Raw genomic sequence first — 24,834 nt, 5'->3', positions numbered from 1 at the left:
ATGAGTTTGATCTCTTCCCTGTTAGGGAACGCAGGTGCAATAGAAAAAAGTGTACTAGAGAAAGATTATGCTAAGCTTTTAATACCTTCAGAAGGTATAGAAGCTGGTTTTAAGATCATTAGAGACACTTTTATCTTCACCAATAAAAGACTCATTATTGTAGACGTTCAAGGACTTACAGGGAGAAAGATCGAATATTTCTCTGTTAGTTATAAGAGCATTAGTAGATTTAGCATAGAAACTGCGGGCAGTTTTGACCTGGATGCAGAATTAAAAATCTGGATCTCCGGAGAACAAAGTCCTTCAATTTCTAAGCGTTTTAATAGGAATGTTAATATTTATGAAGTGCAACAATTATTAGCAGAGTTCACATTATAAATTGAACTTAATTTAAAATTATATGATCGGATGGATTCTAAGAATCTATCCGATTTTTTTTTGCGCTAACTTCAAGAATTTTGATAATTACATCACATTTTTCATAGTAACTTAACTCATTTACTTCATAAAATTCTTCCCTACTTTTCTATCTTTACACTATGAAAATACTATTTACCAACATTCAAGAACTTGTGCAAATTCGGGACTCTTCCGTAGAAAAAGTTAGCGGAAAGGAGATGAACATACTTCCTACCCTTAAAAATGCCTGGTTGTTGATTAATAATGAGAAAATAGAAGATTTTGGAGAAATGAATGCACTCCCGGAAATTAATGTTGAAAAAACCATAGATCTTACAGGGAGAATTGTATTACCAACATGGTGCGATTCTCATACACATTTGGTTTATGCAGGAAATAGAGAACAGGAATTTGCAGATAGAATTAGCGGACTTACCTATGAAGAAATCGCTAATCGTGGAGGCGGGATCCTTAATAGCGCAAAAACTTTGGAAAATACTTCTGAAGAAGATGTTTACGAACAATCTGCTCAAAGATTAAAAGAAGTAATGAGCTTAGGAACCGGCGCTATCGAAATAAAATCGGGCTATGGACTTAAAAAAGAAGGAGAGTTAAAACTTTTAAGAGTCATCCAAAAACTGAAAGAGGAATTTGATCTTCCCATTAAAGCTACTTTTTTAGGAGCTCATGCCCTACCTACAGAATATAAGGCAAAAAGGAAGGAATATATTAATTACGTGATTGAAGAAATTCTTCCTCAAGTAGTTGATCAGAAATTAGCAGAATATATAGACATCTTTTGCGAGCAAGGATATTTTGATGTAGACGATACTAATACGCTATTGGCAGCGGCAAAAAAACTAGGCTTACAAGCAAAGATCCATGTAAATCAATTTCACGCTATTGGCGGAGTTCAAGCAGGGGTTGAAAATGGAGCTTTAAGTGTAGATCATTTAGAAGTAATGAGGCCAGAAGATATTGAGTGTTTAAAGAACTCGAAAACCATTCCTGTTGCATTGCCAGGATGTTCGCTTTTTCTTAGTATTCCTTATACACCGGGAAGAGAGATCATTGATGCAGGTTTACCGTTAGCCTTGGCTACAGATTATAATCCAGGAAGTGCGCCTAGCGGAAATATGAATTTAGTGGTTTCTTTAGCTTGTATAAAAATGAATATGACTCCGGAAGAGGCTATAAATGCAGCTACTATCAATGGAGCTTATGCAATGGAATTAAGCACTACTCATGGAAGCATCACCAAAGGAAAATCAGCAAATTTTATAATTACAGAACCAATACCATCTTACGCATACCTGCCTTATTCCTTCGGAAGTAATAAGATAGCATCTGTATACATAAATGGTAATATTTTAAATTAATGGAAGGATTTACGTTATACAGTTTTAAGTCTGTAGAAAAATTAATTGCCCTTAGAAAGGGAGAAGTGAAATTTGGAGAAAAAGTTCAATTCTTAGATGATCTTGGAACACTTGCAACTTCAAACGCAAAATATGTACTTTTCGGAATACCAGAAGATATTGGAGTAAGAGCTAATTATGGAAAAGATGGAGCTTCAAAAGCTTGGGAAGCGACTTTGGCTGCTCTGCTAAATATTCAAGCTAATTTATATACCAGACCAGAGAATCTAATTCTATTAGGAGAAATAAGTTGTGAAGGTTTAATGCAAAAGGCATCTAACCTAGATTCTCAAGATCCTAATTACCATATAAAAATGGGAGAGCTGGTAAGTCATTTAGATGATATAGTGAGCTTGGTGGTGCAAAAAATTATTGCTGCCGGTAAAGTACCTATTATCATAGGTGGGGGTCATAATAATGCCTATGGTAATATTAGAGGAGCTTTTAATGCTTTAGAAAAACCTATAAATGTTTTAAATATAGATGCTCATACAGATCTTAGGACTACAGACTATCGCCACAGTGGTAATGGTTTTAGCTTTGCTAGAAAGGATAAGATCCTAGGGAAATATCGCGTATTTGGGGTTCATCAAAATTATACTCCACAATATATCTTCGATGAGATGAAAAAATCTGCTAATGACAGTTTTAGATTGTTTGAGCACCTCATCTTAATGTCTTCAGAAAAGATCAAAAAAGCATTTTTAGAAGAATTGGAAATGGTCTCTCATGATGAATTTGGGCTTGAATTGGATTGTGATGCTATAAAAGATTTTTCTAGCAGTGCACAAAGTCCAACAGGCTTGCCTATTAATATGGTTAGAAATTTTATCTGGCTAGCTTCTGAAGAGGAAAAAATAAAATACCTACATATTTGCGAAGCTTCTGCCGATAGTACCAATGCCGTACAGGTTGGAAAATCCATCAGCTATTTGATCACAGATTTTATAACAGCTGAAAGTTATGGATAAGGACTTGCTATATTTTATAGAGATCATGGCTAATGTTATAGAAGTAACAGGTATACTCACAATAATCATAGGCGCAGCTATTGCCTTGGTGAGGTATGCATTTAAGCTTCAGGCAGCGAATAGATCTTATAAAATATTAAGGCAAGAATTAGGTAAGGCCATACTATTAGGTTTAGAATTTTTGGTAGCAGGAGATATAATTGGTACTGTGGTTATAGATCCAACTATCCAACAAGTACTATCTCTAGGCCTTATTGTTTTAATTAGAACATTTTTAAGCCTTTCTCTTCAGGTAGAATTGGAAGGCAAATTTCCTTGGCAAAAGACAGATTAATGATGAGTATAAGTATTATTCCTTTTGAGAAAAAATTTTCCAAAGAATTCAAGGAGCTTAATATTGCGTGGTTAGAGAAGTATTTTTATGTAGAACCTCATGATGAAGAGGTATTAAGTAATCCTGAAAAATATATAATTACCCCAGGTGGAACTATTTTTTTCATTCAGGAGAATGACAAGATCGTTGGTACTGTAGCTTTAATGAAAATTGAAGACGGTATTTACGAACTCACAAAAATGGCTATTATTCCATCACATCAAGGAAAACACTTAGGTCAGAAATTAATGAATCATGCAATAGCGTATGCGAAAGCTCAAAAATTGAAAGAATTGATTCTGTATTCTAACCGAAAGCTGGAGAACGCAATTTATATCTATTTTAAATATGGCTTTAAAGAAATACCCATTGAAGAGAAAAATCCTTATTCTCGAGGGGATATAAAAATGAAACTAGATCTAAGATCTTAATCTTTCGTAAGCGCCTGATATACGCCATTTGTCCATCCAAAACCATCTTGCGTAGGATATTCTCCTCCTCCACTTTTTTTGGATAGATCTTCTACATTGTATTTCTCTAGCATCTTGTAATTTTGTGAGTACACCTTTTCATTAAGGCTAGTCCATCTTTTTGCAATTTTATCTGCGAGATCTTTATAAGAATAATTTTTTAAGCCCTCGATACTCATGTATTGCAATGGAGCCCAACCATTAGGAGCATCCCATTGCTCTCCTGTATGATAAGGGGTGGTAACCAATCCTCCTGGTCTTAGAAAAATAGTTTCTAATTTCGCTGAAATAGATCTCGCCTGAGCCTCAGTAGCAAGATTAAAGAATAAGGGGTAAACACCCGCTAAGGAAAGAGTTTCGGTTTGTGCTTCCAAGATAAAATTGTAATCCATAAAAAAACCTTCCTGCCTGCTCCACAAATACTTATTTATAGCTTTACGCCTTGCTAAGTATTTAGCTTTATAATAATTAGCTTTAGAAAGATTTTCATTAAATTTATAGCCCTTAGCCAATGTTCTTTCCACATTAAAAAGCAATACATTAAGATCTACAGGAATTATATGAGTAGTTCTAATTGTAGATAGATCATACTCTCCTTTCATATCTTTAATTAGCCATCTACTAGAAAAATCCCAACCAGATTCTGCTCCGGCTCTTAAATTACGATACACATTCTCTCTACTTAGTTCCGGATATTTCTTTAAAGCTTTATTGGCAGTTATCACATCTTCCCTATAACTCTCTGGACGTGGAGTGTCAAAATCATCCCAATACCTGTTTAAGATCTCCCCATCTTTTAACCGAACCACTCTTCTATTAGTAGGTTCTAATTCATCTATACAATCTTCACCATTCATCCAAAAAAGATATTCTTTTTCTAATGTGGGCATATAATTTTCATACACCTGCTCTCCTTCAGTATCTGCTAAGATTTGAACCATATTTGCGAAGAATGGAGGTTGTGATCTTCCTAAATAATAAGATCTATTCCCATTTGGTATAAAACCGTTTGTTTCTATAAGATACGTAAAGTTGTCTACCATATGCTTTATAGTCTCCTTCTCCCCGTCTACACGCAAACCTAACATTGTGAAATAACTGTCCCAATAGTAGATCTCTCTAAACCTTCCTCCTGGAACTATATACGGATTTGGAAGCGGCAATAAAGTTCCTGAGATCTTTTCATCATAAGGTCTTTTTAAAGTTTTCCATAATTGTTTTATATGATTATTTATGGATACTGAATCTGAAGTGAAATTGATATCATTTTGAGGAATTTCATAGTTATCTAATACGAAATACCGCAGATCTGTATTATTCAATTTTCCTTTATTGAAGTATAATTTAACGATGGTATCTACATTACCAAGGGGAATGGCATCTACAAAAGTTTTACTATCCTCAAAGATCTGTCTTTCCTGTACGTCATAGAAAAGTTTGCCATACAACTCTTCCGGTGGTAGGATCTTCACAGATTTATCTGTTACAACCTTACCTCCAGAACATGAAATAAATAGCACTAATAAACCAGGGTATAAAAAATAACGAAGATCTGTATGCAACATAGAGATTTTGAGATTGAAATTTGGAAAATGCCGATTAGCATTTAAAGTTAAACAAATACCGTATAAATGACCTAGTTTTGAGATTGAACTATTGCTAAATTTATACTAATACCCACTATATTATCTATTTAGAACAGTAACTTTATTCCAAAATTAACAAAATGAAGAAAATAGTTACAATTTTGGCTCTAGCAGCCGTATTCACTTCTTGTAAAAATGAAGCTAAAGACTCTACTGAAGAAATGAGTTCTGAAGTTATGACTCCGGCGGAAACACGTCAAGATGAAATGGAGAATAAGACTAGTATAAATATTACTCCAATATCTCATGCGACATCAGTTATTCTATGGGATAAAACTATTATCTATACAGATCCAGTAGGAGGAGCTGCCGGTTTTGAAGGTCAAGCTAAACCAAGTTTTGTATTGATCACAGATATTCATCAAGATCATATGGAGGCCGAAACTTTAAAGGCTTTACAATTAGGAGAAACAAAGATCATAGTACCTAAAGCAGTTCAGGAAAAATTACCTCAAGATCTTCAAAAAAATCTTATAGTAATGAATAATGGAGATTCTCAAGACTTTATGGGATTCAACATTACTGCAATTCCTATGTATAATTTGCCGGAAAGTCCAGACGCTATGCATACTAAAGGGAGAGGAAATGGCTATGTTTTGGAGAAAGATGGCCAAAGACTTTATATAGCCGGAGATACCGAAGATGTTCCAGAGATGAGAAACCTTAAGAATATTGATATAGCACTGGTACCAATGAACTTACCTTACACAATGACGGTTGAAGATGCTGCAAAGGGAGTACTTGCTTTCCAACCTAAGAAAGTCATCCCTTACCACTATAGAGGTAAAGATGGACTAGCTGATGTAGAAAAATTTAAGGAATTGGTTAATAAAGAGAACAAAGATATTACTGTTGAATTGTTAGAGTGGTATCCAACAAAAGGATAATCTTATCATACATATCCAAAACAAAAATCCGACCCATTACTGAGTCGGATTTTTTCATTTCGAGATGCTCTGTAATTTAGTCTAGAACAAATTTAATTCCTGCTGCTATGATGTTTGCTTGCAATCCGGTATTTCTTTCGTAATAGTGATATTTCAGATCTATACTTTTTAACCCAAATTGCCAAAGATGAAATTGTGTAAAAATATCAGTATAAGTCACTCCAAATCCATATTGGTTTGCACTGAATTCAGACAAATCATAATCTGAAGAATAGAACTCATCTGTGGACACATGCTCTTCATAAGGAGCAAAATAATCTGCCGCAGTTTGATCATAATATCTATAAGATGGATAGAGCGTGAATTTTTGAGCTATTTTAATAGGTACTTCAATACTTGCGGTGTTGGATCTAATTCCCCAATCGTCTGTGTAGTATCTATAATAAGTTCTAACTACAAAGGTCTCATTTAAATAATAATTTAACCTACCTCCTACTGCAACCTTAAATCTAGTGTCTGGTAATCTTTCAATATCATCTGCTAATTGAAAATTCTCTATAAATGAATCTTCCACATCTTTAAAATATACTCTTTGGAAAGGTGTAGAAAGGAGTCCTTCTTGTTGAACAAAATCTAAAGCCAAAGAACCCTGAAATCTTTCGGAAAGTATTTGAGAGAACCCAAATCCTACAGAATATGAATTTCTTGAAGTTCCATCTAAAGCAACAAAATCTGGATTGTAATTTTGATTTCCTGTAATTGTATATCTTCTAAAAAGTCCGTCGGTTAAGCCTCTACCTCCATCTTCAAAAGGTCTAAGTTCATAGGGGTAAATAGTTTTCCAATTGTCTAAATAGACATTAGCAGTAACACTAACTTCTGTATTCTTCTCATTAAAAAGCTTCGTATAACTTCCACCTAAACCTAGTGAGAAATAATCATATTCTGTAGAAACCGCTAATTTAGCACTCCAAATATCATTCCTATCATCTGAGTTATGGGTGAAGGTTCCTGTAAGATTTGTCCAGGTATCGCTAGAAGATGCTCCCGTAGATGCCACAAATGGATCTGCAGCCTGATCTCCATCAAATGGATTAACATTGCTAGACGAGGCCGAAGTATAAGCAGATACCTCTCCATCTATAGTTAATACATCATCTGCATTTAAAGGTATAGAAACCACAACAGTGGGAGTAACATTGGTAAGATGCTCTGTACCTATACCACCACTTACAGCAGCATTATCACCTTCCTGCGTATAATAACTGGCTAAAAAATCTACTTCTGTATTCTCTAATACTCTCTTCTTATAAGTTTTTGTAGAATCACCATCTTGTGCAAAAGCAATTGAAGAAAAGATCACGAACAAACCTATCAATAAATTATTTTTCATTTTAAAATTTTAATTACAACCACAACCACCACCGGTCTTTCCGCCATTAGCTCCTGCCGCAGCTTCTCTATACGCCTGGAAATTTGTTTCAAATCTATCAACGCCTTTAGTTGATAATACCATGTCTGGATCGTTGATCTTTACCTTTTCATACTCCTTAACCGCAGTACAGGAGCTAAAGTAGCCCGCAATCAAACAACAGAATAAAATTCTCTTGATCATTATTTATCTATTTTAATATTTTCTGAAGTAAATATATTTCCTTTATCATCAATTATGATACATTCTATTTGAGGTAATTGATTGATCCTATTTAAACCAACTTCTTTCCCCATCACAAATACAGACGTTGCCAAAGCATCTGCCAATTCCGCTTTAGGAGCAAACACCGTAGCACTAATAATTCCGGTGGAAGGATATCCAGTTCTTGGATCTATGATGTGCGTATATTGCTTCCCATTAAAATTCACATACTTTTCATAATTACCGGAAGTTACAACTGCACCTTCATTAATTGGTAACAATGCGAACGCTTTATTTTTATTTAACGGATTTGTAATTGCAACCTTCCATTCATCTCCATTTGGTTGTTTTCCCCAGGTATTCATATCTCCACTTGCATTAATAATACCGGCAGAAACACCTTTAGACATCAACAGCGCTTTTGCCTTATCTGCAGCGTAACCTTTGCCTATAGCTCCAAACCCTATCTTGCTTTCAGGGATTTTTAGAAAAACCGTAGTGTTTTCTTTATCTAAAATTATATTCTGGTATCCAACCTTAGAAACAGAAGCCTTAATATCTGCTTCTGAAGGCATAGTTTTCATAGAACCATCAAACTTCCAGATCTTATCCATAGAAGCGTAACTTATATCAAAAGCACCATCTGTGAGTTTAGAGATTGCAATTGATCTCGCTATAAGATCAAAAAGCTCTTTATCAACTTTTACTGGTTTTATTCCAGAACTCCTATTGATCTCTGAAGTTTGAGAATTTGGATCCCAAGAAGATATAAGCTTTTCTATTCGCGTCATTTCCTCTATTGCAAGATCAATATAAGAAACAGCTTTAGTAGAATCTTCAGCCACCACCGTAACATCAAACCTACTACCCATAAGTTTTAAGGTACGCTTCTGAATGTTTTGAGCATTAGTACTTATAGCAATACAAAGCACAAACGTTATGGTAATTAATTTTCTCAAAAGAACTATCCTTTAAAAGAATTCAAATGTTTGATGTATTCTGAAGGCGTTAGATTCTTATACCCTGTCTTACCCAAAACTTTTCCATTTTCATTCAGTATAACTACTAACGGAAAATACCCTTCTGAATTATATTTTTGTGCAAGTTTATCGTTCTTAGCTTGTTGCGCTTCAGAAAGTGCATTTTTCTTTCTCTTAGGAAAATCTGCTTTCAACATTACAAAATTGGATTTTGCATATGCCTTAAATTCATCAGTACTCCAAACTTGCTTTTCAAGTTTCATACATGGTGCACACCAATCTGAACCCTGAAAAACTAAAATGATATTTTTATGATCTTTTGATGCAGTCTCTTCTGCAGTTTTAAGATCTAATTGCCATTCTTGAGCATTTATACTGAAGGTAGTACCTATAAGCAAAAGACAAAAAATTACATACTTTCTCATATTTCTTCAAATTTAATTATTGATAAATGTTATAGAAGTTCTTTACAGTCTCTTTTACCAAAGTTACTTTACAATTTTTCTATTGTATTTTACATTAACCTTAAAGAACGATATTCCTTATACAATAGCTATTCCATTTATTTCAATTCAAGCGCTAAATAAGAACACATCACAATCATCAAAAAAGGCTAATTGATTTACAATTAGCCTTTTTAAATAAAATTTTATTGGTATCTAGAAATTAAAAAGTGGTTTATCCTTCATTAAAGCGACTACCTCTTCTTTAACTTCCTCTAGTTTCTCTTCGTTTTCAAAATTTGATATCACCGTATCTATAAATGATACAATTTGAGCCATATCTTCTTCTTTTAAGCCTCTTGTGGTGATTGCCGGAGTACCTATTCTAATTCCTGAAGTTACAAATGGAGATTTATCATCAAAAGGAACCATATTCTTATTCACCGTAATTTCAGCTTTTCCAAGTGCTTCCTCTGCCTGTTTTCCATTAATATTCTTATTTCTAAGATCTATTAGCATCATATGGTTATCTGTTCCTCCAGATATAACATTGTAATCTTTATCCATAAAGGCTTGGGCCAATGCTTTTGCATTTTTCTTAACCTGCACCATATAATATAAGAATTCATCTGTAAGTGCCTCTCCAAAAGCTACAGCTTTAGCTGCTATAATATGTTCTAAAGGTCCACCTTGGTTTCCGGGAAAAACACCACTATCTAACATAGCAGACATTTTCTTTAAGTTTCCATTTTTTAATTTTTCTCCAAATGGATTGTCAAAATCTTTCCCCATCATGATAATTCCACCACGAGGCCCGCGTAAAGTTTTATGTGTTGTTGAAGTTACCACATGGCAATATGGTAATGGATCTCCTAATAATCCTTTAGCTATTAACCCTGCAGGATGTGCAATGTCTGCAAAAAGAATTGCCCCAACGCTGTCTGCTATTTCTCTAAATCTTTTATAATCTATCTCTCTAGAATATGCTGAAGCCCCTGCAATAATTAGTTTCGGCTTTTCTTTGAGCGCAATTTCTGCAACTTTATCGTAATCTATTAATCCTGTTTTTTCATCTACACCGTAAAATACCGGCTCATACAATCTTCCTGAGAAATTAACAGGAGAACCATGAGTAAGGTGACCTCCATGAGAAAGATCAAAACCTAAAAATTTATCTCCAGGCTTTAAGCAAGCATGAAAAACTGCTGTATTTGCTTGTGATCCTGAGTGTGGTTGCACGTTAGCATATTCTGCATTAAATAATTCCTTTAAGCGAGAAATAGCTAAAAGCTCTACTTCATCTACAATCTCACAACCTCCATAATATCTCTTTCCAGGATATCCTTCAGCATATTTATTTGTAAGTACAGATCCGGCTGCTTCCAGTACTTGTTCACTTACAAAATTTTCACTCGCAATTAATTCTAAACCATTGGTTTGACGGGTTTTTTCCGCTTCTATCAAATCAAAAATTTCCGTATCTCGTTGCATATTAATTTTTTACGTTAAATATTCCTCAAAAGTAAGAATAACATTCGGTTAATGAAGGGAAAATAATATATTTGAAATCAATAGATTTAAGAATAAAACCAAAGAAATATGCCAATTACAGCAAATGACCCTAACAGAAAAACGTGGCTGGACACCCCTAAAGACACAGATTTTCCTATTCAAAATATACCTTTTGGAGTATTTTTGACAAGAGATGATATTGTGACCATAGGAACCCGAATTGGAGATTACGCCATAGATCTGGGTGCACTTCACCAACTGGGGTATTTTGAGGATATACCATTAACTGATGATATCTTTTTACAAGACACGCTAAACGATTTTATTTCTGATGGAAAGAAAACATGGAGACTGGTTAGAAATAGAATTGCCGAAGTTTTTGATGAAAAGAATTCGAAATTAAAGAACAATCAAGATCATCGAAATATCGTGCTTTTCACCCTAGATGAAATTGAAATGCAATTACCGGTGCAGGTAGGAGATTATACAGATTTTTATTCTAGTAAAGAGCATGCTACCAATGTAGGAACAATGTTCCGTGATCCTGAGAATGCATTATTACCAAATTGGCTACACATTCCTGTGGGGTATCATGGAAGAAGTTCCTCCATTATTCCAAGTGGGATTCCTGTACATAGGCCACAAGGACAAAAATTGCCTAATGGAGCTACAGAACCTGTATTTGGGCCATCCAGACTTATAGATTTTGAATTGGAAATGGCATTCATTACTACAGATGCCAATTTATTAGGAGAACCTATTCCTATTGAAGATGCCGAAGATTATATTTTTGGATTGGTATTATTTAATGATTGGAGTGCCAGAGATATTCAAAAGTGGGAATATGTACCTCTAGGACCATTCTTGGCTAAGAACTTTGCTTCTTCTGTTTCACCATGGATAGTTACTTTAGATGCTTTAGAGCCTTTTAGAACTAAAGGTCCAGAACCTGAAAAAGAACTTTTACCATATTTACAATTTGAGGGTAAAAAGAGTTTTGATATTAAGTTACAAGTAGCCATAAAACCTGAGGATAAGGAAGAAACGGTGATCACAAATTCAAATTTCAAATACATGTATTGGAATATGAGTCAGCAACTAGCACATCACACCATTAATGGCTGTCCTGTAAACTCTGGAGACATGATGGGATCTGGAACAATCTCAGGACCAACTCCAGATACTTTTGGATCTATGTTAGAGCTTTCCTGGAGAGGTGAGAAACCAGTAAAACTCAACGATGGTTCCGAAAGAAAATTTATAGAAGATAATGATACGGTAATTCTTAGAGGATATTGTGAGAACAAAACCAGAAGAATTGGATTTGGAGAAGTGAGCACTAAATTATTACCGGTGTACGAGCCTAAAAAGAAATAGTTAAAAGCTATCACTAATAAAAAAGTCCGATCTAAAATTTAGATCGGACTTTTTTATTTATAAAATTATGCATGGTTTCAATTCTAATGAACTAACCTATTTGATCATCTTGCGGAGAAGTATTTAGATCTGTTCGCTCCGACTCTTGAGACTCTTTACTTATCTTATTTCTCCCGGAATTCTTAGGGTTACGATCTTGATCCTTCCCTTCTTTTTCTTCTCCTTTATTTTGACTCGGCTTCTCATCCATAATTAATGATGCTTTAAAAACTATTACGCAATAGACTTAAGTTTATCTGCAGAGATCTCACTATGAGAAGCATCGTAAATAACCTTTCCTTCACTTAAAACAATGAGTTGCGGACTTTGGTGAGGCACATTAAATCTAGAAGCAATTTTATTGGAGATCTCTCTATAACTTAAAAGGTCAAGAAAATACAATTTCATATCTTCTTCTCTTATATCATAAGTTGCTTCAAATTGACGTAGGACCATCCTACTAATTCCACAGCTGGTAGAGTGTTTTAATATTGCAACTGGCTGATGTTTACTTGCCTCCACAATGTCGTCTAACATTTCCATTTGCTTTATCTCAATCCATGAAATTTGTTTTTTCTCAACATTCTTTTCTTCATTATCGCTCTTAAAGATCTTATCAAATATTCCCATGATGTGTAATTTTTAGAAGGTAAAAATACATTTTCATTTAAAAACCTATTCCAATAGAAATACTAAAGTTTCTATAACAAGTTGCCAACTTTGGTTTTTAAAAAAGTAAATTTATAAATAGAATAGCTAATATAGGACATATTGTCACTAAATCTTTTAAATTAACTGACTTTTTGACAATTTATTGCAGTGGCTCGCAGTTTGCTTATCTATATTGAACTCAAAATTTACAGTAATGAATCTAAATAATTTCACCATAAAATCTCAGGAGGCTATCCAGCAAGCGCATCAGCTCGCTCAAGAAATGGGACATCAACAAATAGAGAATGAACATATATTTAAGGCTATCACTATGGTAGACGAAAATGTTCCTCCATTCCTTTTAAAAAAATTAAACATAAATGTGAATTTGTTCAATCAAATTCTAGATAATACGCTTACTAGTTTTCCAAAGGTTACTGGAGGAGAGATCATGCTTTCTAGAGAAGCTTCAAAAACGCTCAACGAAGCAAGTAGTATTGCTAAAAAGATGAATGATGAGTACGTCTCAGTAGAACATCTAGTTTTAGCAATATTTAATTCTAACAGTAAGGTAGCTCAGATCCTTAAAGATCAGGGAGCTTCAGAAAAGAATTTAAAAGCAGCTATAGATGAGTTGAGAAAAGGAGATAGAGTTACTTCTCAAAGTGCTGAAGACACTTATAATTCACTTAATAAATACGCCAAAAACCTCAATAAAATGGCTGAGGAAGGCAAATTAGATCCGGTTATTGGTAGAGATGAAGAAATAAGACGTGTTCTACAGATCCTTTCAAGAAGAACCAAGAACAATCCTATGTTAGTTGGTGAACCGGGAGTTGGTAAAACAGCAATTGCAGAAGGATTAGCCCATAGAATAATTTCGGGAGATATTCCGGAGAACCTAAAAGATAAACAGATCTACTCGCTAGATATGGGAGCTCTAATTGCAGGAGCTAAATATAAAGGGGAATTTGAAGAAAGATTAAAAGCTGTTATCAAAGAAGTAACCAGTAGCGAAGGTGATATTGTTCTTTTTATAGATGAGATACACACACTGGTAGGTGCAGGTGGCGGACAAGGCGCTATGGATGCAGCCAATATCTTAAAACCGGCTTTAGCCCGTGGAGAACTTAGAGCTATAGGAGCCACTACCTTAGATGAATATCAAAAATATTTCGAAAAAGATAAAGCCTTGGAAAGAAGGTTTCAGAAAATTCTTGTAGATGAGCCAGATACAGAAAGTGCTATTTCTATTTTAAGAGGTATTAAAGAAAAGTATGAAACTCACCACAAAGTTAGGATTAAAGATGAAGCTATTATAGGTGCCGTAGAGCTTTCTCAACGTTATATAACCAATAGATTTTTGCCAGATAAGGCAATAGATCTTATGGATGAAGCTGCAGCGAAGCTTAGAATGGAGATAAATTCTAAGCCGGAAGAGTTAGATGTATTAGACAGAAAGGTGACCCAATTAGAAATTGAGATTGAAGCTATAAAACGAGAAGATGATGAAGTTAAACTGAAATCTTTACGTGCAGACTTAGCTAACCTTAAAGAGGATCGAAATGAACTGAATGCAAAATGGAAAAATGAGAAGGAAGTTGTAGATAATATTCAAGCTGCAAAATCTGACATTGAACATTTTAAAATGGAAGCTGAGAAAGCAGAGCGCGACGGAGATTACGGGAAGGTGGCAGAGTTAAGATATGGAAAAATCAAAGAAGCTCAAGAAAAGTTAGAAAAACTACAAATAGATCATAATGAGAATGATGAAAATCACACTCTTATTAAAGAAGAAGTTACCTATGAAGATATTGCTGAAGTTGTGGCAAAATGGACAGGAGTACCTTTAACTAAGATGTTACAGAGCGATAGAGAAAAGCTTTTAAAATTAGAAGACGAACTACATAAACGAGTGGTTGGGCAGGAAGAAGCCATTACCGCTGTTAGTGATGCCGTGCGTAGAAGTAGAGCCGGACTTCAAGATCAAAAAAAACCTATAGGTTCCTTTCTATTTTTAGGTACTACGGGAGTAGGAAAAACAGAATTGGCTAAAGCTTTAGCAGAATATCTTTTTGAGGATGAAGCATCTATGACGAGAATTGATATGAGTGAATATCAAGAACGCCATTCTGTTAGTAGATTAGTTGGCGCTCCTCCAGGATATGTGGGATATGATGAAGGTGGACAGTTAACAGAAGCGGTAAGAAGAAAACCCTATTCTGTTGTGCTACTAGATGAGATCGAAAAAGCGCACCCAGATACCTTTAATATTTTACTACAAGTATTAGATGAAGGTAGACTTACAGACAATAAAGGAAGACTTGCAGACTTTAAGAATACCATTATTATAATGACAAGTAATATGGGTTCTGATATAATTCAAGAACGATTTGAAGCTATTCAGGATGTTCAAACAGCAATGGAATCTGCTAAAGATGATGTGCTTGCCATATTAAAGCAAAGTGTGAGGCCAGAATTCATCAATAGAATAGATGATATTGTTATGTTTACTCCTTTAACCAAAAAGGATATTAAAAGAATTGTAGATCTTCAACTTAGAGGAATTAAAAAAATGCTGTCTAAACAAGGAATTCTATTGGATGCCACAGAAGACGCTATTAAATTTCTTGCTGAACGTGGATATGATCCTCATTTTGGTGCAAGACCCGTTAAAAGAGTGATTCAGAAAGAAGTTTTGAACAAACTTTCTAAGGAGATCCTTTCCGGGAACGTACATGTAAATAGCATTATTTTATTAGACGCTTTTGATGATCAACTTGTTTTTAGAAACCAAGAGGAATTAAAAGAAAATTAAATTAGAAAATATGAGCAAAAAAAAAGGGCTGTTATAAAACAGCCCTTTTTCATTTATATGGTAATTCCTACCACTTATCAATTTCATCTTGTAATTCTTCTTTTGTCTTTCCAGTTTTTTCTTGAAGACGTCCCATCATTTCATCAAATTTACCTTCTGTATAAGTAGCGTCATCATCAGTAACTTTACCGTACTTCTGTTTGAATTCACCTTTTATTTGTTTCCACTTTCCTTCTAACTGATCATTATTCATAATATTTGGTTTTTGTTGTTAATAAGAATAAATGTACCGCTAAGCCGCAGGGATTTGTCTCAACAAACTCCCATATTTATCTTAAGGATTTGTTATTTTTGCCAAATAGCTCTTAGCCATGAAAAATTACCTTCTTTTAGCACTATCCTCAATACTAATTTTAACCAGCTGTGGAACTTCAAAAAAGATAAGCACAGAAAATATTACATTAAAATTTTTAGATGATTATATAATCCCTGCAGATCTTGAGATAGATGGCACTAAGGTTGGCGGTCTCTCCGGGATAGATTATCACAATGATAATTTCTACTTAGTCTGCGATCATCCCGGTAATCCTAGATTTTATGTAGCGTCTGTAGCTTTAAGCAATACCAAAATTGATACGGTAATTTTTAAGAATACCGTAATGATTCAACAAGATGCTAATTTCTTTAAGGATAACACCTTAGATCTAGAAGCTATTAGATATAATACCACTTCAGGCAATCTGTGGTTAACAAGTGAAGGATCTATTAAAAAAAATAAAAATCCATCTATATTTAGTGTAACTCCAGAAGGTAAATATATTTCTAACTTTGAGATGCCAGATTATTTTAAGGTGGATGGATACCAAAAACCAAGAAATAATGGAGTGTTTGAAGGTTTGAGTGAGAGTTTTGATAAAAAAGGATATTGGGCAGGCATGGAATTGCCTTTAGAGAAGGATGGGCCTAAACCTAAATTATACCCTACTAATTCTTTGGTTAGGATCACAAATTTTAACCTAGTATCTAAAAAACCTGTTTCTCAATTTGCATTTAAGCTAGAATCTATATCTAAAATTCCGTGGAAATATTTTGCGGTTAATGGACTTACAGATCTTATTGAATATGCACCAAACAAATTTCTGGTATTAGAAAGAGCTTTTTCTGCAGGACATGGAAGTACAGGGAATACGGTAAGAATATTTGATGTAGACGCCAGTTCAGCCTCTAATACCCTTCTTATCCAAAACATAAAACATGCTAAAATTAATACCGCCACTAAAAAATTGGTGTTTAATTTCGATTCTATAAAAGATAAGCTTACTGAAAATATTATAGATAATATAGAGGGAATGAGTTTTGGACCAAAATTGCCTAATGGCAATAGCACCTTAATTCTTATCTCAGATAATAATTTTAATAGTATGGGGAAGCAATTAAGCCAGATCATACTTTTAGAAGTTGATCTTAAATAATAAAATTGAATTAATTCAGTTATAAGAATTAATGCTAAATTAGGATCAAAATATCTAGAATTATGAAAAAGCTTCTTCTATTAATACTACCAATTCTCTTGGCAGGATGCAATTTTTCACAAACTGAAGAATCGCTGCAAGCAGTATCTGAACAGAAAAAAGAGGCTATTCAAAATACAAAGAGCATGACCACGTATTATATGATACGTCATGCAGAAAAAGATAGAACAGACAGCAAGAATAAAAACCCAGAACTTAATAAGGATGGGAAGTTAAGAGCAGAGAATTGGGCAAAGGTTTTTAAAGAAGTAGATTTTGACGCCATTTATAGTACAGATTATAATAGAACCAAGCAGACTGCTCAACCTACTGCAATTTTCCAATCTTTAAAAGTGGAAACTTACGATCCTGAAAATCTTTTTAATGATGATTTTAAAAAGAAGACAGAGGGCAAAACGGTATTAATAGTTGGACATAGCAACACTACTCCACAACTTGTAAACAAAATTTTAGGATCTGAGAAATTTAAAGATATTCCGGATGATGAAAATGGTGCCATGTATATCTTAAATATATTACCAAATCAAAGCAAGAACATAAAGACACTTTATATCAATCAATGGTAGCTTAATTAAAAGAGAAATCTATTTTACAGTGCTACATTTAGGATTAAAAGTCTAATCTCCTCCAAAATTAGACTGATATATATAACAAGTTATTTTTGAGGTATCTTTGCGATCTAAATTGAGTTTATGCATTTTGAAGATCTACCCTTATCAAAACCAATTCAGCAAGGAATTGCAGAAATTGGATATGTTACCCCTACTCCTATTCAGGAAAAAGTAATTCCTGAAATTTTAAGACGAAATGATGTTATTGCAAGCGCACAGACTGGAACCGGAAAAACTGGAGCCTTTGCAATACCGCTATTAAATCTATTGAACAAAAAGATAGAAAATCCTCAATACGTAGAAGAGCTAACTATGTTGATAGTGAGCCCTACTAGAGAATTGGCTGTACAGATAGAGGAAAATATAAAAGCTTATGCAAAATTTACTTCAATAAAATCTGGAGTTGTTTTTGGCGGAACTTCTATGCAGCCTCAAATAAATATGTTGAAAAAAGGTCTTCATATTTTGGTTGCTACTCCAGGGAGGTTGTTAGACCTTAGAAAACAAGGTTATATTAACTTAGATAAAATTGAAATTTTAGTTTTAGATGAGGCAGATCTAATGTTAGATATGGGCTTTATAGATGAAGTGCAGAAGATCATAAGACTTTCACCTAATTTAGAGCAGCGCCTTATGTTTTCTGCCACCATCCCGGCAAAGGTGCAGGATCTTGCAAAATCTTTATTAAAAGATCCGGAAAGAATTGAAGTAGCCGCAAATTCATCTGCAGCACCAGAAGTAAATCAGCGCTTATTTTTAGTACCCAAACCGGATAAGACAGAATTGATGCTTTATTTAATGAGAAACATCATTAAAGATAAATCTGTACTGATCTTTAGGAGAACCAAAAATGGCGTAGAGAAAGCTCTGAATTCTTTAGTAAAGAATGGGTATAAAGCAGACTCATTACATGGGGATAAAACACAATCTGATCGTACCTTAGCGCTAAATAAATTTAAGAATAATGAAGTAAATATCCTTGTAGCTACAGATGTTGCTGCTCGAGGATTAGATATAGATCTCTTAGATTTTGTTTTAAACTTTGATATACCAAATCTTCCTGAAGTCTACGTACATAGAATTGGAAGAACGGGACGTGCAGGAAATATTGGAAGTTCCATTTCTTTTTGCAGTGCAGATGAGAAGGAATATATAAAAAGTATTGAAAAATTAATAGGAACTAAAATTCCTATAGAAAATGAGAATCCTTATCCAATGGATTCTGAAGCAAACCCAGCCGTTCATAAAAAGAAAGGAAGTAAGCATAAAAAAGGAAGAAAAGGAAGCGGCTCTAAGGCTAATAAGAAACGTTGGTATTAGCAATATTAAGATTTATAAATCTTGAAAGTATGAAAAAGCTTGTTTTAATGTTGTTTTTAATCTCGATGGTTTCCTGTTCTAAAGATGAAGATCCACAAGAACAATTAACGGAAGATTATAGTCTCGATCAAGCAATCTGTTTTTGTTTCTATGAACCTGATTTTAATTTTAAAGGTTTTAAATTATCATTCACAGAAGGAAGTTCAAAAGTTAGATTAGAAAGTCCAATGGAAGGCACCTATTTTATTGCACCAAATGGAACTTATGATTATTCTATTAATGGAGATATCCTTACAATAAATAACATGAGCTTTAAATTTAAGAAAGATAGCGATGTTCTTATTTTAAACTTTCTTGATGAACCACAAATTGCAGATGATGAATTAACATTGATCTACAAAAAAGATTAATCTTATTTTTTAAACATAAAAAAACTCCGAAGAGAAATCTTCGGAGTTTTTTCTGTTAAAATATAAAGTACTTATCGAGTCAATTTCTTGTACTTAATACGCTTCGGCATAAGATCACCACCCAATCGTTTCTTCTTATTCTCTTCATAATCTGAGAATCCACCTTCAAAGAAATAAACTTGAGAATCACCTTCAAAAGCTAAAATATGAGTACATATTCTATCTAAGAACCATCTATCGTGAGAGATCACTACCGCACAGCCAGCAAAGTTGTCTAAACCTTCTTCAAGCGCACGCAGCGTATTCACATCTAAATCGTTTGTTGGCTCATCCAATAACAATACGTTACCTTCTTCCTTAAGGGTCATTGCAAGGTGTAAACGGTTACGTTCTCCACCAGAAAGCATGCTCACTTTTTTATTCTGTTCTCCACCACCAAAATTAAATCTGCTTAAATATGCTCTGGAATTCACTTGCTTCCCTCCCATATTTATAAGCTCTTGGCCATCGCTAAAGTTTTGCCATATAGTTTTGTCCGGATCCATATTTGAGTGGCTTTGATCTACATAAGCGATCTTTGCTGTATCTCCTACTTCAAAACTTCCTTGATCTGGTTTAATTTCCCCCATGATCATTTTAAAGATCGTGGTTTTACCAGCACCGTTAGGTCCAATAACTCCAACAATACCTGCTTGCGGTAAGGTAAAATTTAGATCTTCATAAAGTAATTTATCATCAAAAGCCTTACTAACTCCTTTGGCATCTATAACATTGGTTCCTAATCGAGGTCCGTTAGGGATATAGATCTCCAGTTGCTCATCCATTTTCTTTTGATCCTGACTCAACAATTTATCATAATTGTTCAATCTCGCTTTTTGCTTGGTCTGTCTACCTTTTGGAGACATACGAGACCATTCTAATTCTCGCTCTAATGTTTTTTGACGCTTACTTGCAGTTTTCTGCTCCTGAGCCAAACGTTTCGATTTTTGATCTAACCAAGAAGAGTAGTTTCCTTTCCAAGGAATTCCTTCTCCTCTATCTAATTCTAAGATCCATCCAGCTACATTGTCTAAGAAATATCTATCGTGAGTTACAGCTATTACTGTTCCTTTGTATTGAGATAAGTGATGTTCCAACCAATGTACAGATTCTGCATCGAGGTGGTTGGTAGGTTCATCCAATAATAGAACATCCGGTTCTTGTAATAACAATCTACATAGCGCAACTCTTCTGCGTTCCCCTCCAGATAAAACTCCAATTTTCTTATCAGAATCTGGAGTTCGAAGTGCGTCCATGGCGATCTCCAATTTAGTATCTAATTCCCATGCATTAGAAGCATCTATCTCATCTTGTAGAGCTGCCTGCTTGTCCATGAGTTTTTGCATTTTATCTGCATCTTCATAAACTTCCGGAAGCCCGAACATATCGTTGATCTTATTGTATTCATCTAAAATTGCTACTGTTGCAGCAACTCCTTCTTTTACAACTTCTAAAACTGTCTTATCATTATCTAATTGTGGTTCCTGCTCCAACATTCCCACGGTATATCCAGGAGAAAAAACCACATCTCCCTGATAGTTCTTTTCCATTCCGGCAATGATCTTCAGTAAAGTAGATTTCCCAGAGCCGTTAAGACCAAGAATTCCAATTTTAGCGCCGTAGAAAAAACTTAGATATATATTTTTAAGAACTGGTGTATTTGCTCCGGGATAGGTTTTGGTTAACCCAGACATGGAAAATATCACCTTATTGTCATCTGCCATTATTATGTGATTTTAAAATTAAATTGAATGTACCCTAAAGCAATTTTCAAGGTAAAAAGTTCAGAATGCAAATATCTGAATTTTTGATAGGATGAAGCGCAAAATTGCATCAAAAATTAGGCAGGATATCTGCCTAATTCCCTAAGTATTAATAAAAGCTGACCGGTGTGATAAGCAGTGTGCTCAATAATTAATAATACTTCTCTAAAAAGGGTGTGATCTGTTTCTTGATTAAAGGGAGCGAAGAGCTCATTTTCTTCATTCAAAATGAGCTGAATTAAAAATGCTCTCTCTTCAAAATAAGAATCCTTCAGTACTTCCCATTCCTTGCTAGATGGTGGTGCCTTATGATCTGGCCAATAGTCTTTAGGCCAGCTGGGAGCTTTATAAGAAGGATCTTTATAATAATCTAAAATATCCTTTTGAGTAAATCTTATATGATGAAAGATCTCATAAAATGAATAAGGTAAATGCTCTGGCCTTACGCCTAACATATTAAACTCAGCAAATTTCAACATTTCCTCTACAGGCGTAAAAGCTTCTCCCCCCTTTACATGTTTAGCTAATCTTTGTTTAATAAAAGTAACATCTTCCATATTACACACGACCTTTTAACGCATTAAAGGCCCATGAAACCACAATAAATCCAATTCCTACTGTAGAAAACCCAATAGCATATTCCTTATATTTTAGAACTCCAAGTAAAATTAGAGCGATGCCAATTAATAGCATAAAGAAAGATCCCCATGCAAATATGCTGTTCTTATTCATTGCCATAGTTATCTCGATTTTTAAAGTTATTAGTTATTAAAGTTAACACTAAGAAAATAAAGCTTTTCCTCGGCAACTAAAGATATCTTATTAGTTCTAAAACTCCAACATTTTAAGGCATACCATAAATATATGAAGTTGGGATCAAAATCAATAATACCTAATAAGTTAAGCTAAAAAAATATGTATTTCAATTTGATAAAAAGTCAGCTCTTTCTTGATTCCGCTTTTTTTTCATTAATAAATAAACGTATTTTTACAGCAAAACTGCGAATAACTTATGGATATCAGCTTTAATAAAAACGAAGATCACAATAAATTATTACTTTCTACACTAAAACACAAATTGGCTAAGATTAGTCTGGGTGGAGGAGAAAAACGTATTGAAAAGCATCATTCTAAAGGTAAAATGACTGCTAGAGAACGTATAGATTATTTACTGGACGATAAAGATAAAGCTATCGAGATTGGTGCTATTGCCGGGGATAAAATGTATGAGGAACATGGAGGATGTCCTAGTGCCGGTGTGGTAGTTAAGATAGGCCACGTTTCTGGCAAACAATGTATAGTTGTTGCCAATGATGCTACTGTAAAAGCAGGAGCTTGGTTTCCAATAACAGCTAAAAAGAATTTAAGAGCACAGGAAATTTCTATAGAAAACAGGTTACCAATAATTTACCTTGTAGATAGTGCAGGAGTTTATTTACCACTTCAGGATGAGATCTTTCCAGATAAGGAACATTTTGGAAGAATATTTAGAAACAATGCGGTGATGAGCAGTATGGGAATCACCCAGATCTCTGCTGTAATGGGTAGCTGTGTTGCCGGAGGTGCTTATTTACCTATTATGAGTGACGAGGCTATCATCGTTGAGAAAACAGGTAGTATATTTTTAGCAGGTAGTTATTTGGTAAAGGCAGCTATTGGAGAATCTGTAGATAATGAAACTCTAGGAGGTGCAACTACACACTCTGAAATTAGTGGTGTTACAGATTATAAAGCAAAAGATGATAAAGATGCTTTAGATACCATCAAAAACATCATGGATAAGATTGGTGATTTTGATAAGGCCGGATATAGCAGAAAACCTTCCGTAAAACCTGCAAAAGATCCAAATGAGATCTTTGGATTTCTACCAAAGAAGCGAAGCGACCAATATGACATGCATGAAATAATTAGCAGATTGGTGGATAATTCTGAATTTGAAGAATATAAAGAAGGTTATGGACAGACCATTATTACAGGATATGCTAGAATAGACGGTTGGGCAGTAGGGATAGTTGCCAATCAGCGTAAAATAGTTAAGACTAAAAAAGGGGAAATGCAGTTTGGTGGAGTTATCTATTCAGACTCTGCAGATAAAGCCACAAGATTTATAGCTAATTGTAATCAGAAAAAGATCCCTTTAGTTTTTGTTCAAGATGTTACAGGATTTATGGTAGGTAGCAAAAGTGAACAAGGAGGAATTATAAAAGATGGTGCCAAAATGGTGAATGCCGTAAGTAATTCTGTAGTTCCAAAATTTACGGTTCTTATAGGAAATTCTTATGGAGCTGGGAACTATGCTATGTGTGGAAAAGCTTATGACCCTAGATTGATCTTCGCTTGGCCTAGCGCAGAATTAGCCGTTATGGGTGGAACCCAAGCAGCAAAGGTGCTTGCTCAAATTGAAACTGCCTCTATGGCAAAGAAAGGGGAAACAGTAGACGAAGAGAAAGAAAAAGAGGTATTTGATAAGATAAAAGCCAGATATGATGAGCAAACTTCACCATATTATGCGGCTGCTAGGTTATGGACAGATGCTATTATCAATCCTCTAGATACCAGAAAATGGATCTCTACTGGAATTGAGGCTGCAAACCACGCCCCAATTACAAAAGATTTTAATCTTGGAGTGATCCAAACCTAATTCTATGAAATTATTTTTATGTGCTTTGTTTTTACTTGGTAGTTTCAACAGTTTCTCTCAAGATACTACCAAGGAGAAATGGCATTCAAGCACTTTTATCAATATAAATACCATTCGGAGTACAGGCTATATTTTAACAAAAAAAGATAGCCTACATTTTGTTATTGAGGGTGAAGATACGTTGCTTGCGGTAGATAAGAAATATTTAAAAAATCTAAAAACTGTAAATACACGCAAAGTAAGTGTGAAATATGAACCAAAAGATTCACTCTTTTTGGAAACCTATAAAAACATTGTTTTTGGAAAAAATAAGAATGCTAAATCTACTTTAAAGATTTGGAAAGACGATGTTAAAATTTATTTTGATCCTTCAGTTCCAGAATTGCATCAAAAATCTTTAATGAATTTTGCTGAAGGAATTTCTAATGAGATAGATTCTTTAACTATAAGAAAAGTAGACACTAAGAAAGATTCAAATTACTTCATTTATTACCTGAACGATAAGAGTGATAAAGATTTTGAGCCTAAAATAGTAAATAAGAACGGCGGATATCATGTTACCTGGAATAGCAAACAACAAATTACGAGTGCTTCATTAAAGATCAATGCAATAAATGTAAAAAGCAGTGAATATCAGATTGCCAAATTAAAATTCAATTTAGTTAGAACTTTAGGCTATTTTGGAGAAGATGCCTCATTAGAATGTAATAGCTACTTCTCTAGCTGCCCGGTTATAAGAAGTCTAATACCTTTAGATCTGGAGGTGTTAAAATATCATTATTCTTATGGTGTGTATAAAGGAACTACTAGAGATAATTTTGAAAAAATGCATAGAAAAATGAGAAGCACATTACGCCAACATCCAAATGCAGAATTATACATAGACCATACTTTATAA

General features: G+C 34.3%; 26 protein-coding genes. 14 read left to right on the top strand and 12 right to left on the bottom strand.

Annotated elements, in window-relative coordinates; genetic code table 11:
* The 5 genes from P163_RS11570 to P163_RS11550 all read left to right on the top strand — a co-directional run bounded on the left by P163_RS11570 (position 1) and on the right by P163_RS11550 (position 3,592).
* A complete protein-coding gene (locus tag P163_RS11570) occupies positions 1-378 on the top strand; it encodes a PH domain-containing protein (protein ID WP_034891230.1) in 378 nt (125 codons plus the stop codon).
* A gap of 161 nt (positions 379-539) precedes the next feature.
* Entirely contained in the window at positions 540-1,778 is a 1,239-nt protein-coding gene (hutI, locus tag P163_RS11565; RefSeq protein ID WP_034891227.1) for an imidazolonepropionase, read from the top strand.
* A complete protein-coding gene (locus P163_RS11560; protein ID WP_034891224.1) occupies positions 1,778-2,788 on the top strand; it encodes a formimidoylglutamase in 1,011 nt (336 codons plus the stop codon). Before hutI ends, P163_RS11560 begins: the two co-directional genes overlap by 1 nt.
* Entirely contained in the window at positions 2,781-3,122 is a 342-nt protein-coding gene (locus P163_RS11555; protein WP_034891221.1) for a DUF1622 domain-containing protein, read from the top strand. The genes P163_RS11560 and P163_RS11555 overlap by 8 nt, the downstream gene beginning before the upstream one ends.
* A gap of 2 nt (positions 3,123-3,124) precedes the next feature.
* Positions 3,125-3,592, top strand: a complete 468-nt coding sequence (locus P163_RS11550) for a GNAT family N-acetyltransferase (RefSeq protein WP_034891218.1) — start codon at positions 3,125-3,127, stop codon at positions 3,590-3,592.
* On the opposite strand, the gene treF is transcribed toward P163_RS11550, so the two are convergent.
* Positions 3,589-5,196, bottom strand: a complete 1,608-nt coding sequence (treF, locus tag P163_RS11545; protein WP_034891215.1) for an alpha,alpha-trehalase TreF — start codon at positions 5,194-5,196, stop codon at positions 3,589-3,591. The two genes, P163_RS11550 and treF, sit on opposite strands and share 4 nt — an antisense overlap.
* Positions 5,197-5,357: 161 nt before the next feature.
* On the opposite strand from treF, the gene P163_RS11540 reads away from it, so the two are divergent.
* Positions 5,358-6,164 (top strand): MBL fold metallo-hydrolase, encoded by an 807-nt coding sequence (locus tag P163_RS11540; RefSeq protein ID WP_034891212.1) that lies wholly within the window; start codon positions 5,358-5,360, stop codon positions 6,162-6,164.
* 76 nt (positions 6,165-6,240) lie between these two features.
* Here P163_RS11540 and P163_RS11535 read toward each other — a convergent pair whose 3' ends face one another.
* From P163_RS11535 to glyA, 5 genes are all read right to left on the bottom strand, one after another.
* Positions 6,241-7,557 (bottom strand): DUF3570 domain-containing protein, encoded by a 1,317-nt coding sequence (locus P163_RS11535; protein WP_034891209.1) that lies wholly within the window; start codon positions 7,555-7,557, stop codon positions 6,241-6,243.
* A 9-nt stretch (positions 7,558-7,566) separates the two neighbouring features.
* Complete coding sequence (locus P163_RS11530; protein WP_034891206.1) at positions 7,567-7,779, bottom strand: DUF4266 domain-containing protein; 213 nt, start codon at positions 7,777-7,779, stop codon at positions 7,567-7,569.
* Positions 7,779-8,759 carry an FAD:protein FMN transferase gene (locus P163_RS11525; protein WP_034891203.1) on the bottom strand — a complete coding sequence of 327 codons (981 nt, stop codon included), beginning with the start codon at positions 8,757-8,759 and terminating at the stop codon, positions 7,779-7,781. Before P163_RS11525 ends, P163_RS11530 begins: the two co-directional genes overlap by 1 nt.
* 5 nt (positions 8,760-8,764) lie before the next feature.
* Entirely contained in the window at positions 8,765-9,205 is a 441-nt protein-coding gene (locus tag P163_RS11520; protein WP_034891200.1) for a thioredoxin family protein, read from the bottom strand.
* 234 nt (positions 9,206-9,439) lie between these two features.
* Positions 9,440-10,714, bottom strand: a complete 1,275-nt coding sequence (gene glyA, locus P163_RS11515) for a serine hydroxymethyltransferase (protein ID WP_034891197.1) — start codon at positions 10,712-10,714, stop codon at positions 9,440-9,442.
* A gap of 108 nt (positions 10,715-10,822) precedes the next feature.
* Between glyA and fahA the strand changes: the two genes are divergently transcribed.
* Entirely contained in the window at positions 10,823-12,112 is a 1,290-nt protein-coding gene (fahA, locus tag P163_RS11510; RefSeq protein ID WP_034891194.1) for a fumarylacetoacetase, read from the top strand.
* Between the two features lie 91 nt (positions 12,113-12,203).
* Here the strand turns inward: fahA and P163_RS18325 are convergent, their stop codons facing one another.
* Positions 12,204-12,362 carry a hypothetical protein gene (locus P163_RS18325; protein ID WP_156100696.1) on the bottom strand — a complete coding sequence of 53 codons (159 nt, stop codon included), beginning with the start codon at positions 12,360-12,362 and terminating at the stop codon, positions 12,204-12,206.
* Positions 12,363-12,385: 23 nt separating this feature from the next.
* Entirely contained in the window at positions 12,386-12,781 is a 396-nt protein-coding gene (ytxJ, locus tag P163_RS11505; RefSeq protein WP_034891190.1) for a bacillithiol system redox-active protein YtxJ, read from the bottom strand.
* A gap of 235 nt (positions 12,782-13,016) precedes the next feature.
* Between ytxJ and clpB the strand changes: the two genes are divergently transcribed.
* Positions 13,017-15,620: an ATP-dependent chaperone ClpB gene (gene clpB / locus P163_RS11500; protein WP_034891187.1), complete on the top strand. Its 2,604-nt coding sequence runs from the start codon at positions 13,017-13,019 to the stop codon at positions 15,618-15,620.
* 67 nt (positions 15,621-15,687) lie between these two features.
* On the opposite strand, the gene P163_RS11495 is transcribed toward clpB, so the two are convergent.
* A complete protein-coding gene (locus tag P163_RS11495; RefSeq protein WP_034891184.1) occupies positions 15,688-15,873 on the bottom strand; it encodes a CsbD family protein in 186 nt (61 codons plus the stop codon).
* 118 nt (positions 15,874-15,991) lie between these two features.
* Between P163_RS11495 and P163_RS11490 the strand changes: the two genes are divergently transcribed.
* From P163_RS11490 to P163_RS11475, 4 genes are all read left to right on the top strand, one after another.
* On the top strand, positions 15,992-17,092 hold the full coding sequence (locus P163_RS11490) for an esterase-like activity of phytase family protein (protein WP_034891181.1): 1,101 nt from the start codon (positions 15,992-15,994) through the stop codon (positions 17,090-17,092).
* Positions 17,093-17,154: 62 nt separating this feature from the next.
* The gene (locus tag P163_RS11485; protein WP_034891179.1) at positions 17,155-17,718 is read left to right on the top strand and encodes a SixA phosphatase family protein; all 564 of its coding nucleotides are present in this window, start codon (positions 17,155-17,157) and stop codon (positions 17,716-17,718) included.
* Between the two features lie 126 nt (positions 17,719-17,844).
* Complete coding sequence (locus tag P163_RS11480) at positions 17,845-19,083, top strand: DEAD/DEAH box helicase (RefSeq protein ID WP_034891176.1); 1,239 nt, start codon at positions 17,845-17,847, stop codon at positions 19,081-19,083.
* A gap of 29 nt (positions 19,084-19,112) precedes the next feature.
* On the top strand, positions 19,113-19,493 hold the full coding sequence (locus P163_RS11475) for a hypothetical protein (RefSeq protein ID WP_156100695.1): 381 nt from the start codon (positions 19,113-19,115) through the stop codon (positions 19,491-19,493).
* 71 nt (positions 19,494-19,564) lie between these two features.
* Here P163_RS11475 and ettA read toward each other — a convergent pair whose 3' ends face one another.
* The 3 genes from ettA to P163_RS11460 all read right to left on the bottom strand — a co-directional run bounded on the left by ettA (position 19,565) and on the right by P163_RS11460 (position 22,033).
* Positions 19,565-21,256 carry an energy-dependent translational throttle protein EttA gene (gene ettA, locus P163_RS11470; RefSeq protein WP_034891169.1) on the bottom strand — a complete coding sequence of 564 codons (1,692 nt, stop codon included), beginning with the start codon at positions 21,254-21,256 and terminating at the stop codon, positions 19,565-19,567.
* Between the two features lie 116 nt (positions 21,257-21,372).
* The gene (locus tag P163_RS11465) at positions 21,373-21,852 is read right to left on the bottom strand and encodes a DinB family protein (RefSeq protein ID WP_034891166.1); all 480 of its coding nucleotides are present in this window, start codon (positions 21,850-21,852) and stop codon (positions 21,373-21,375) included.
* 1 nt (position 21,853) lies between these two features.
* On the bottom strand, positions 21,854-22,033 hold the full coding sequence (locus P163_RS11460) for a CAL67264 family membrane protein (protein ID WP_034891162.1): 180 nt from the start codon (positions 22,031-22,033) through the stop codon (positions 21,854-21,856).
* Between the two features lie 274 nt (positions 22,034-22,307).
* Here P163_RS11460 and P163_RS11455 point away from each other — a divergent pair, with 274 nt between their 5' ends.
* On the top strand, positions 22,308-23,936 hold the full coding sequence (locus tag P163_RS11455) for an acyl-CoA carboxylase subunit beta (RefSeq protein WP_034891159.1): 1,629 nt from the start codon (positions 22,308-22,310) through the stop codon (positions 23,934-23,936).
* Between the two features lie 4 nt (positions 23,937-23,940).
* On the top strand, positions 23,941-24,834 hold the full coding sequence (locus P163_RS11450; protein WP_034891156.1) for a hypothetical protein: 894 nt from the start codon (positions 23,941-23,943) through the stop codon (positions 24,832-24,834).

This window comes from Gillisia sp. Hel_I_29, assembly GCF_000744275.1.
Classification (GTDB): domain Bacteria; phylum Bacteroidota; class Bacteroidia; order Flavobacteriales; family Flavobacteriaceae; genus Gillisia.
The sequence above is the reverse complement of the archived record's forward strand: the minus strand, read 5'-3'. Positions and strand labels throughout refer to the sequence as shown.